Annotated in this window: 12 protein-coding genes; 9 read left to right on the top strand and 3 right to left on the bottom strand. The window is 43.2% G+C overall.

What is annotated here, in order from left to right; genetic code table 11:
- Positions 1-18: 18 nt before the first annotated feature.
- Entirely contained in the window at positions 19-960 is a 942-nt protein-coding gene (locus tag C6W18_RS06380; RefSeq protein ID WP_223251668.1) for a M23 family metallopeptidase, read from the bottom strand.
- 328 nt (positions 961-1,288) lie between these two features.
- Between C6W18_RS06380 and lipA the strand changes: the two genes are divergently transcribed.
- Positions 1,289-2,185, top strand: a complete 897-nt coding sequence (gene lipA / locus C6W18_RS06375; protein WP_034317455.1) for a lipoyl synthase — start codon at positions 1,289-1,291, stop codon at positions 2,183-2,185.
- Positions 2,186-2,224: 39 nt separating this feature from the next.
- On the opposite strand, the gene C6W18_RS06370 is transcribed toward lipA, so the two are convergent.
- A complete protein-coding gene (locus tag C6W18_RS06370; protein ID WP_034317043.1) occupies positions 2,225-2,860 on the bottom strand; it encodes a YhcN/YlaJ family sporulation lipoprotein in 636 nt (211 codons plus the stop codon).
- 120 nt (positions 2,861-2,980) lie between these two features.
- On the opposite strand from C6W18_RS06370, the gene C6W18_RS06365 reads away from it, so the two are divergent.
- The 3 genes from C6W18_RS06365 to C6W18_RS06355 are packed head-to-tail and all read left to right on the top strand — an operon-like array spanning position 2,981 to position 4,502.
- Positions 2,981-3,256 (top strand): YutD family protein, encoded by a 276-nt coding sequence (locus tag C6W18_RS06365; protein WP_003213192.1) that lies wholly within the window; start codon positions 2,981-2,983, stop codon positions 3,254-3,256.
- Between the two features lie 19 nt (positions 3,257-3,275).
- Positions 3,276-3,710, top strand: coding sequence for a DUF86 domain-containing protein (locus C6W18_RS06360; protein WP_034317046.1), 435 nt, complete (start codon positions 3,276-3,278; stop codon positions 3,708-3,710).
- A gap of 18 nt (positions 3,711-3,728) precedes the next feature.
- On the top strand, positions 3,729-4,502 hold the full coding sequence (locus C6W18_RS06355) for a TIGR01457 family HAD-type hydrolase (RefSeq protein ID WP_105927420.1): 774 nt from the start codon (positions 3,729-3,731) through the stop codon (positions 4,500-4,502).
- 45 nt (positions 4,503-4,547) lie between these two features.
- Here the strand turns inward: C6W18_RS06355 and C6W18_RS06350 are convergent, their stop codons facing one another.
- Positions 4,548-5,048 (bottom strand): phosphatidylglycerophosphatase A family protein, encoded by a 501-nt coding sequence (locus C6W18_RS06350; protein ID WP_025094161.1) that lies wholly within the window; start codon positions 5,046-5,048, stop codon positions 4,548-4,550.
- A gap of 115 nt (positions 5,049-5,163) precedes the next feature.
- On the opposite strand from C6W18_RS06350, the gene yutH reads away from it, so the two are divergent.
- The 5 genes from yutH (at position 5,164) to thrB (ending at position 10,750) form a co-directional block, all read left to right on the top strand.
- The gene (gene yutH / locus C6W18_RS06345; protein WP_105926728.1) at positions 5,164-6,204 is read left to right on the top strand and encodes a spore coat putative kinase YutH; all 1,041 of its coding nucleotides are present in this window, start codon (positions 5,164-5,166) and stop codon (positions 6,202-6,204) included.
- 74 nt (positions 6,205-6,278) lie between these two features.
- The gene (locus tag C6W18_RS06340; protein ID WP_034317055.1) at positions 6,279-7,247 is read left to right on the top strand and encodes a 2-hydroxyacid dehydrogenase; all 969 of its coding nucleotides are present in this window, start codon (positions 6,279-6,281) and stop codon (positions 7,245-7,247) included.
- A 223-nt stretch (positions 7,248-7,470) separates the two neighbouring features.
- Positions 7,471-8,772, top strand: a complete 1,302-nt coding sequence (locus tag C6W18_RS06330) for a homoserine dehydrogenase (RefSeq protein ID WP_034317058.1) — start codon at positions 7,471-7,473, stop codon at positions 8,770-8,772.
- Positions 8,772-9,833 carry a threonine synthase gene (thrC, locus tag C6W18_RS06325; RefSeq protein WP_105926724.1) on the top strand — a complete coding sequence of 354 codons (1,062 nt, stop codon included), beginning with the start codon at positions 8,772-8,774 and terminating at the stop codon, positions 9,831-9,833. Before C6W18_RS06330 ends, thrC begins: the two co-directional genes overlap by 1 nt.
- Positions 9,830-10,750, top strand: coding sequence for a homoserine kinase (gene thrB / locus C6W18_RS06320; RefSeq protein ID WP_105926722.1), 921 nt, complete (start codon positions 9,830-9,832; stop codon positions 10,748-10,750). Before thrC ends, thrB begins: the two co-directional genes overlap by 4 nt.
- Positions 10,751-10,854: the final 104 nt, after the last annotated feature.

Genomic DNA, 10,854 nt, shown 5'->3' with positions numbered 1-10,854 from the left:
GATGGTCTTTGTTCATCATTATCGTTTCCGCTCAGCTCTTTCCCACGCGCGCAGATGAGGATATGGATCAAATGACCATTCGGTTCGTCCGTTGTCCTTATACATGCCATAGTGAAGGTGTGGAGGAAACTTTCCTGCTGTGCCGGGAGGGCCGTAACCGGAGCTTCCGACAGACCCAATGACCTGACCAGGTTCCACAATTTGGCCTGTCTTCAGTCCTTTTGCAAAGCCATTTAAATGAGCGAAATAATGATAATGATTATGAATATCTCGTATGCCAATCCGCCAGCCGCCAAAGCGGTTCCAGCCTTTCATTTCAATAACGCCATATGATGTCGCACGAACAGGAAGACCATAATGAGCAAATAAATCAGTGCCCTCATGGATTCTTCTGCCTCCAAAGCCTCTTGCATCTCCCCATGTACTCCGGTAGCTGTAATCAGCTCCGACTGGAAGAGGAAATGCATGCTTTCCGAGGTCAAGATGGCCGTAATGCTTATATAGCTTCATAAAGGATGAAATGATTCCAACGGTTTGATCACGTCCATAATAGTCCCATAAGGCAATTTTTAATTGGTCGATGCTGCTGCCATAGTGAAGCAAGTATTGAGCAAACGTAAACAGTACATCTTCATCGTTATCGATTTCAGCTTTTCCATCCCCGTTGCCATCAAGCCCAATGCCGTCGAACACTTTAATGCTTAAGGGAGAGGTATCCTGCTTATTCGGGTTTTCTGGTCCAATCCACATTTCCCGGGGAATGTAGATGCCAATGACGCCTTTTTGTTTCGGTAAATCTCTTCTGCTTTTTCGAATATTGTGTTCATACTGATCAACAGCAGCAAGTACATACCATGGGACCTGTGTCGTGATGGCGACTTTTTCGTATAGTGCCATTCGCTGCTTCAACTCATCTGGCTGCTTGCTCGCCCCTTGTGCATGAACAGGTAAAGGTATCATTGAAAGAGCGATGATGATGGCTAAAACCACTTTCACAAACGTCCATCTCCTTTCTTCGAGCATCATCTTCTACCGTTTAGTGTGGTTAGATCGCTATATTTCATAAGAAGAAAATGTTAGTAATTTTCTTCTGATTTTTTAGGAGGCTTTTGGGTATTTTTGTAGCTCATTCTCTTGTTGTTCAATCTGTACTATGTTAAAGTGTCTAAAGAAAAGGCTTTAGGCCGAAGATTCAATTTTTTGTAGCTGCTGGTGGCTGCATCCATCGTATATAGCAGGAAGATTTTTGTATATGCACCTTTAACGAATTCATATGGAGATGATGGAATTGGCAAAGAAGGAAGAGCACGTAAGAAAACCGGACTGGCTTAAAATTAAGTTGAATACGAATGAAAACTATACCGGTTTGAAAAAAATGATGCGGGAAAACAACCTGAATACTGTTTGTGAGGAAGCGAAATGTCCGAATATTCATGAATGCTGGGCAGTGAGAAGAACCGCTACATTTATGATCCTTGGTTCTGTTTGTACGCGCGCATGCCGTTTCTGTGCGGTGAAAACTGGACTTCCAACTGAGCTTGACCTGCAAGAGCCAGAACGCGTTGCAGATTCAGTGGCTTTGATGAATTTAAAGCACGCCGTTATAACAGCGGTTGCAAGGGATGACCAAAAAGATGGCGGAGCAGGCGTATTTGCTGAAACCGTGCGTGCCATTAGAAGAAAAAGTCCATTCACCACAATTGAAGTTCTCCCTTCAGATATGGGTGGCAATTATGATAACTTGAAAACGTTGATGGATACACGTCCTGACATTTTAAATCACAATATTGAAACAGTACGCAGGTTAACACCAAGGGTTCGTGCACGTGCTACATATGATCGTTCATTAGAATTCTTGCGTCGTGCAAAAGAAATGCAGCCTGACATTCCAACGAAATCAAGCATTATGATTGGACTCGGTGAAACAAAGGAAGAAATCATTGAAGTCATGGATGATCTTCTTGCTAATAACGTCGACATCATGGCGATTGGTCAGTATTTACAGCCTTCGAAAAAGCATTTGAAAGTTCAAAAATACTACCATCCAGATGAGTTTGCAGAGCTTAAGGAAATTGCAATGTCAAAAGGCTTTAGCCATTGTGAAGCTGGGCCGCTTGTCCGCTCTTCCTACCATGCAGACGAACAAGTAAACGAAGCGTCTAAAAAGCGTCAGGCGCAAGCATAACAAAGAAAACGCCAGAGCTCTCTGGCGTTTTTTCTCGTATTAATTTTGGCCGTAAGGGGCGTTTCTTCTCATGGTGCGGTCGGAATTCGTCATGCCATTTGCATCTTCTTGATTTGAAATATCCCCACCTTGAGGGGAATATTTCATTTGTTGAATCGTTTTTGTTAAAATTTGATCAAAATCACGTGAATTGGTTTGAAGACGTGAAAAATTGGCAATGGATTGAAAGTGCTCTGGGTTATCAGAGACGTATACATGATAATAACGAGGGAGAACGGAAACCGCCGTTTTCTTCACTTGATCGGCAGATTCATCTCTGTTTTTGTTTCCTGTACGATACACAATGAGTGCATCCTCATCTGTGACAAGTGTCGCTGCATCTTTGATGTTTGGCAGCTGTACAGCTAAACTTGTAATGACGTGGGCAAGGTGCTCGCGATTTAAAGCAGGTGTTTTTTCTTTCTGATCCGTTACTTGCTGCCGCTGATAACGAACATATCCTGCTCTATTTGTGTCTGCTTCTGGCATGTTAGAATTATTTCCTTCATGGCGATCAGACAACCGGATGGTTTTACTTGAAGAATCTTCATCCATCTGCTTGTTCATACCTGATTGAAAGCCGCACCCGCCTAAAAGCATGCAGAGGAGAATAGTGGCTGTCAGTTGTTTCATCATAAATGTGACCTCCTTTTTTCTTTAGCTTCGACTAAAACGGAAAAAACATGCTTTAGCAATTGATGGAGTTCTTCCAATGAATTATCATTAAAGATGGATCGTTTAAAAAGAGGTGAGAAGATGATCGTTATTCAGAATGCTACCTTTGATCTTGTGAGAGATATCAAAGACGGCTTTGATGAGGAAGCGTTTAAAGCAAGGTACTCAGATATTTTAAATAAGTATGATTATATTGTGGGTGATTGGGGCTACAATCAGCTTAGGCTGAAAGGGTTCTTTGATGACCAAAACCAAAAGGCCACATTTGATACAAAAATCAGCACACTCGATGAATACATTTATGAATACTGTAACTTTGGCTGTGCCTATTTTGTCTTAAAACGAATCAGAAAATAACGCAAAGGGGAGCGTCATGATGTATTTCGTAGACAGAAAGAAGATTGAAGAGACATTACGTTTTTTCGAAGAGCAATATGATTTGATGCGCAGTCATCAAACATGGACAAGTCCTCTAGAGAAAAAAGCGCTGGAACGAATCGTTCACCTGCTCGTCGAATGTATTCTTGATACGGGGAATGACATGATTGATGGCTTTATTATGCGTGATCCAGGAAGCTATGATGACATCATGGATATTCTTGTCGACGAAAAGGTCGTACCAAAAGAGGAAGGCAGCCAGCTGAAAAAGCTTGTCTCGTGCCGCAAAACGCTTGTTCAGCAATATCAGGAAGTGGATCATCACGACTTATTGCAGGTAATCAGCGAGGTAGAACAGGCGCTTCAAGTATTTCCGAACAGAATCCGCACCTATTTGGAACAGGAGCTTGGACCAGTATCAGCATTTAAATAAACCATTGGAGTTGTGAGCATCATGAAATACAAAGGCTATTTAATTGATTTAGACGGGACGATGTATAAAGGAACAGAAAAGATTGAAGAGGCTGGACAATTTGTTCACAAGTTAAATGAGTTGAACATCCCTTATTTGTTTGTCACGAATAACTCTTCACGCACCCCGAAGCAGGTAGCGGAAAAACTTGTTTCTTTCAATATTCCAGCAACGGAAGAACAAGTCTTTACAACAAGTATGGCGACGGCAAACTATATTGCGGAACAAAAGAAAGATGCGTCTGTTTACGTCATCGGCGAAGAAGGGATCAAGCAGGCCATTGAAGAAAAAGGGCTGACGTTTGGTCAGGAAGATGCTGATTTCGTTGTTGTTGGAATTGATCGAGGCATTACATATGAAAAATTAGCAGTAGGTGCAATTGCCATCCGTCAAGGAGCACAATTCGTTTCGACAAATGGCGATATCGCCATTCCAACGGAAAGAGGGCTGTTGCCAGGGAACGGCTCGTTAACATCTGTCCTGACAGTCACTACAACGGTGCAGCCAACGTTTATTGGAAAGCCAGAATCGATCATCATGGAACAAGCCATGCGGGTGCTCGGGACAGATGTATCTGAGACGCTCATGGTCGGTGATAACTATGATACCGATATTATGGCAGGGATGAATGCAGGAATGGATACATTGCTCGTTCATACAGGCGTGACCACAAAAGAGCTGCTTCAGCAGTATGACAAGCAGCCAACCTATGTCATAGATTCTTTATCCGAGTGGATCGAGCGATTATCATAATCAAAAAAGGGGACAAGCGTTAGACGCGCGTCCTCTTTTTTTGGTTTATTCCGCATTTCTCGCACTATGTGCCAATCTGCTTGATGCTGCTGCAGCAATGGCACCGACAATGTCATCTAAAAAGGTGTGACACTCGCCTGTGGATTTATCGTTGAGTTTTCCGAGAATTCCTGGTTTTTCTTTATCGATATATCCGTAATTTGTAAAGCCGATCGATCCATAAATATTGACGATGGCGAAGGACAAAATTTCATCGACGCCATACAAGCTTTCGTCTGTTTCAAGAATCGATTGCAGCGGCTCGGTCAGCTTCTTTTGCTCCGCTAGAACATCTAGTTCAACACCTGTTAAAATAGCATTTTGGACTTCACGTTTTGCGATGACACGCTCCACATTGTGGATGCACTCTGTCATGTCTAAGCCAGGATGATACTTTTCCTGTAAAAAGTAGACAAGGTCTGCTATATCTTGAATGGTTACGCCTCGCTCTTGTAAACGGCGTCTTGCTGTTTTTTCTACTTCGTTCATCTCATGATGATGCGGCATGTATTCCTCACCCAATCCTCGTAATTTGTCCACAACGTTGTGAAAAGCTTCGGATAGTAAATAGTATTCATAAATCCCTCAACCTGCGACTACGATATGATATGAGACTGATCATATGAACGCAGGTGAAAACATGAAAGAAACCATTTATCACACATTTGGTATTGATGTTCGTCAATTTATGCCATATGGGAGCTATCAGAGCTTTCAAACGGCGAAGGCTCTCTTCCTCATTGTTCCAGTCTCTCATTTGCGAGAAGAAGAACTCACAGAGCTTTATCATATCAGTCAGTATTTACTGAATAACGGTGACCCATACGTCGCTGTATTTGAATTAACGAATGAAGAGAAACCGACCTTTACTCATGGGAAGGAGCTGTACGCTTTATTAAAGGCAGCACCGCCGATCACAAGCCGATCGTTTCAGCCTGCGTCAGAGCTGGCGGCTTTTCATGTAAGGGGAAGAGGATTTCCGTATGAGGTATCTGAAACAAAACGGGTGGGGGCCTGGAAGGAATTATGGGCAAAACGGTTAGATCAACTGGAAGGCTTTTGGGTGCAGCAAATGCATCAAAAACCGCTTGAACGGTTTGAAAAAAAATTCATTGAATCCTTTCCGTATTATCTTGGGTTAACGGAAAATGCCATTCAATATTTAGTTGATACAGAGCTGGATGATGAACCGAAAGAATGTGACTCAGGCACTGTCTGTCATCAGCGTTTTTCACGTATGACATGGCCGCATGAGCAGCCGCTTCGTTTACCTGTTGATTGGGTCTTTGATCATCCAACCCGGGATATTGCCGAATATTTAAGAGAAACCTTTGTCCAGCATAAGGAAGATTTAATTGAAGAAGGATTTTCCTTTCTGCAGCAATATGAGCAAGTTACACCCCTTTCATCCTTTTCAAAGCGATTGTTATATAGCCGCCTTTTGTTCCCGCTTCATTATTTTGAAATTGTAGAAGGCTACTACATGTCGGGAGAAAATGAAAAATCATATTATGAAGAGCGGTTAGATTACGTCTTAAATGATGCCAACCGCTATGAATATTTTCTCAAGGTTTTTCAAGAAATGAGTGCCATGCGTAGCGGAGGGAATCTCATTCCCCCCGTTGCATGGATTCATCAATCCGCTGATTTGAAGTTTCAGTGAACAAACGAAACGTCTCTTTTCTCTAGAGGCGTTTTTCGTTATGCTTAAAGAAATGAACCAAAGGAGTGTTCTTCTTGACGAAACCATATGTCTATATCACAAGAAAGCTAGATGAAGCATCACTTACACCATTAAAAGAAGTCGCTCATATTGAGATGTGGCCGAGCGAAGATGAGCCATGTCCAAGAGAAGAGTTAGAAAAACAATCTGCTAAGGCTGATGGGCTTCTCACAATGCTGTCAGATCAAGTGGACGAGGCACTTTTATCAAATGCCCCGAATGTAAAAGTGGTCGCGAACCTTGCTGTTGGTTATGACAATATTGATCTTGGGGCAGCTAAAAAGCATGGTATCACAGTGTGTAATACACCAGACGTATTAACAGAATCCACAGCTGATCTAGCCTTCGCCCTGCTGATGGCATCAGCTAGACGGATTGTTGAGGCGAGTGACTGGATTAAAGAAGGAAAATGGACAGGCTGGGGACCGCTTCTTCTTGCCGGTGCCGATGTTCATCACAAAACCCTTGGGATTGTCGGAATGGGCAGCATTGGAACAGCGCTTGCCAAGCGGGCAGCGGGCTTTGATATGAAGGTGCTTTACCATAACCGTTCAAGAAAGCCGAAGGCAGAGGCTCAACTAGGTGTGACCTATGCCACCTTTGATGAACTGCTCACGCAGTCTGATTTCATCGTCTGTCTAACCCCTTTAACTCCGGAAACGAAAGATATGTTTAATGAAAAAGCATTTGATCTGATGAAAAACTCTGCTTATTTTATTAACGTATCAAGAGGACAGACTGTAGATGAGGATGCTTTATATGAGGCTGTTACTACAGGGAAAATTGCAGGAGCAGGCCTCGATGTATTTAGACAAGAGCCTGTCAGCCCGGCTCATCCGTTAACGACATTACCTAACGTGACGGTTCTCCCTCATATCGGAAGTGCAAGTGTTGAAACGAGAAAAACGATGATGCGTTTATGTGCTGAAAATATTGCGCTTGTCTTACAAGGTCAGCAGGCCAAAACGCCGGTTCATCCATAATGTAAGGCTTCCCGACTTTCGGGAGCTTTTCTTACAAAAATATTTTGAAAATATAGAATCTTGATATTAATAGCTGTTAAGCGGTTTCATTCTTACATTCTTATATTTTATTACCTTGTCAAAATGAGGATACCCCTTTATAATGTGTGTACATTGAATGTCTGTGTTAGGTTAACAAATGTCTTTTTAGAGAGGACATTTACGGAGAAAGGTGGAATTTCAGGTGAAGGCAATTCGAGTTGGACTACTAGGATTAGGAACAGTGGGGAGCGGTGTCGTTAAGATTATCCAAGATCATCAGGATAAATTAATGCACCAAATCGGCTGTCCGGTATTAATACAAAAAGTGCTTGTGAGCAATCCCGATAAAAAAAGAGATGTGGATGTAGCAAGAGAAGTCTTCACAACTGAAGTGTACGATGTGATTAAAGATCCAGAGGTCGACGTCATTATTGAAGTGATGGGCGGCATTGAAGATACAAAACAATATTTAATAGATGCGTTAAACGAGAAGAAACATGTCATTACAGCCAATAAAGACTTAATGGCGCTTTATGGAACGGAGCTTTTACATGTTGCGAAAGAAAATGGCTGTGATCTTTATTATGAAGCAAGTGTCGCTGGAGGGATTCCGATTCTGCGTACACTGGAGGAAGGATTAGCCTCTGACCGAATCACAAAGATGATGGGCATCGTGAACGGCACAACGAATTTTATTTTAACGAAAATGAATGTCAATAAAAGCGCATATGAAGATGTATTAAAAGAAGCGCAAGATCTCGGCTTTGCAGAAGCAGATCCAACAGCTGATGTAGAAGGACTGGATGCGGCAAGAAAAATGGCCATTCTTGCAAGACTCGGCTTTTCGATGAATGTTGATTTAGAAGATGTGAAGGTCAAAGGCATCTCTGACATCTCTGATGAGGACATTAATTTTAGCAAACGATTTGGCTATACAATGAAGCTGATCGGTATTGCCCAAAGAGACGGAGAGAAAGTGGAGGTCAGTGTACAGCCAACCTTACTCCCTGATCATCATCCGCTATCATCCGTCAACAATGAATTCAATGCTGTGTATGTCTACGGAAGTGCTGTGGGAGAAACGATGTTTTACGGACCTGGAGCAGGAAGTCTGCCAACGGCAACAGCTGTGGTTTCTGACTTAGTCGCAGTGATGAAAAACATGCGTCTTGGCGTGAATGGAAGCCGATTTATCGCAGCGCAATTTGAGAAGAAAATCAAATCATCATCGGAAGTCTTTGCTCAGCAATTCTTAAGAATTCATGTCAGAGATCAAGTCGGGGCATTCTCCCGGATTACATCTATTTTTTCTGAAAGAGGCATCAGCTTTGAAAAAATCCTTCAGCTTCCTGTGAAAGGGCAAGATGAGCTGGCTGAAATTGTGATTATTACACATCAGACTTCAGAAGAAGATTTCTCTAATATCCTGCAAAAATTAAACGATCTCGACGTGGTGGTTCAAGTGAAGAGCACGTACCGAGTAGAAGGGAACGGTTTAAGCTGATGAAGTGGAATGGACTCATTGAAGAATTCCAAGAATTCTTACCAGTAAACGAACATACACCCAAACTAACATTAAATGAGGGGAATACACCGCTGATCCACCTCGCCAAGCTTTCTGAAAAGCTGGGAATTGAGCTGCATGTGAAAACAGAGGGTGTCAATCCAACGGGCTCTTTTAAAGATCGAGGAATGGTCATGGCCGTCGCAAAGGCAAAAGAAGAAGGCAATGATACGATCATGTGTGCATCGACAGGAAATACTTCAGCAGCGGCTGCGGCTTATGCAGCTCGCGCTGATATGAAATGTATTGTCATCATTCCAGATGGGAAAATTGCCTTCGGTAAGCTCGCACAGGCTGTGATGTACGGAGCAGAGATCATTGCCATTGACGGCAACTTTGATGATGCGCTTAAAATTGTTCGCAGCATCTGTGAAAAAGCGCCGATTGCACTCGTAAACTCTGTCAATCCTTACCGAATTGAAGGACAAAAGACAGCGGCATTTGAAATCTGTGAGCAGCTAGGCTCTGCGCCAGATGTATTGGCGATTCCTGTTGGAAATGCAGGGAATATCACAGCCTACTGGAAAGGCTTCAAGGAATATCATCAGCAAAAAGGAACTGGTCTGCCTGTTATGCGCGGTTTTGAAGCAGAAGGTGCAGCAGCGATCGTTCGAAATGAAGTAATTGAGCAACCAGAAACAGTAGCAACAGCCATTCGTATCGGAAATCCAGCGAGCTGGAAGCAAGCTGTGGCAGCTGCCGATGAATCAAATGGAAAAATTGATGAAGTGACAGACGAGGAAATTCTTCATGCGTATCAATTGATTGCACGTGAAGAAGGGGTGTTTGCAGAGCCAGGCTCATGTGCATCCATTGCGGGCGTACTCAAGCAGGTGAAATCTGGAGAAATCAAGCCAGGCAGTAAAGTCGTCGCTGTATTAACAGGCAACGGGCTGAAAGATCCGAATACGGCCATTGATATTTCACACATCAAACCGGTCACACTCGATGCAGATGAAGATCTAATTCTCGAACATTTAGAAAAGGCCGCACGCGTATGAGTGAAGCCTCCATGCTTTTTTCAATCACAGTACCGGGAAGCACTGCCAACTTAGGACCAGGCTTTGATTCAGTCGGAATGGCGCTCAGCCGCTATTTAAAGCTATCGGTCTATGACTATGATAGCTGGCTGTTTGAAGCAGAAACAGATGTCGTGTCTGGTATTCCATCAGGCACCGATAACCTGATTTATCAAACAGCCAAAAAGGTCGCAGATGACTTTGGAAAAACACTCCCGCCTGTTCATGTCAAAGTGTGGAGTGATATTCCATTGGCTAGGGGGCTAGGCAGCAGTGCTGCCGCTATCGTGGCCGCCATTGAGCTTGCCAATCAGCTGCTTGAATTGAATATGTCAGATGATCAGAAGCTCTTTTTTGCAAGTGAGGTAGAAGGTCATCCAGATAATGCTGGTGCTTCGCTATTTGGTGGTTTACTAATCGGCCTTCATGAAGAAGAGAAGACACATGCCGTCAAAGTGCAGCATGTGGATATAGATGTAGTGGTCGTTATTCCTTTTTATGAAGTGTTGACAAAGGATGCCCGTGATGTCCTGCCAGAGGATCTTTCCTATAAGCATGCCGTCAGTGCGAGTGCTGTGAGTAACGTCCTTGTCGCCGCCTTAATGACGCAGAACTGGCCACTTGTAGGGGAAATGATGAATAAAGATTTGTTTCATCAGCCTTATCGCACCATGCTTGTCCCAGAGCTGTCGAAGGTGGAGCATGTCGCTTCACTAAAAGGAGCGTATGGAACTGCATTAAGCGGTGCTGGGCCGACAATCCTTACCATCGTTGAAAAAGGGAAGGGAGACGCGCTGAAAGAGCAGCTTGCCCAAAACTTCCCGCATTGCGAAGTAGATGTGCTGACGGTGCCAGTAGAAGGCGTCGTTGTCGAACATCATTCTGTCAATCAAGTGTAGAACGTGCGGTGAATACGCACGTTCTTTTTTTATACTTGTTTTTAAGGGCAGAAGCAGGGATTATTATTTAGAGGATCGAACTATTTTTTATACATAAGGGGGAG

It is taken from the genome of Bacillus sp. LLTC93 (assembly GCF_002993125.1).
Lineage (GTDB): Bacteria > Bacillota > Bacilli > Bacillales > Bacillaceae > Bacillus > Bacillus zhangzhouensis.
Note: the sequence above shows the minus strand (reverse complement) of the source record. Positions and strands in the feature narration are given on the sequence as shown.

Bases quoted from the DNA above. Each gene is read 5' to 3' on its own strand.
- C6W18_RS06380 (WP_223251668.1), bottom strand. From the start codon at position 960: ATGATACCTTTACCTGTTCATGCACAAGGGGCGAGCAAGCAGCCAGAT.
- C6W18_RS06370 (WP_034317043.1), bottom strand. From the start codon at position 2,860: ATGATGAAACAACTGACAGCCACTATTCTCCTCTGCATGCTTTTAGGC.
- C6W18_RS06365 (WP_003213192.1), top strand. From the start codon at position 2,981: ATGATCGTTATTCAGAATGCTACCTTTGATCTTGTGAGAGATATCAAA.
- C6W18_RS06360 (WP_034317046.1), top strand. From the start codon at position 3,276: ATGTATTTCGTAGACAGAAAGAAGATTGAAGAGACATTACGTTTTTTC.
- C6W18_RS06350 (WP_025094161.1), bottom strand. From the start codon at position 5,048: ATGCCGCATCATCATGAGATGAACGAAGTAGAAAAAACAGCAAGACGC.
- yutH (WP_105926728.1), top strand. From the start codon at position 5,164: ATGAACGCAGGTGAAAACATGAAAGAAACCATTTATCACACATTTGGT.
- thrC (WP_105926724.1), top strand. From the start codon at position 8,772: ATGAAGTGGAATGGACTCATTGAAGAATTCCAAGAATTCTTACCAGTA.
- thrB (WP_105926722.1), top strand. From the start codon at position 9,830: ATGAGTGAAGCCTCCATGCTTTTTTCAATCACAGTACCGGGAAGCACT.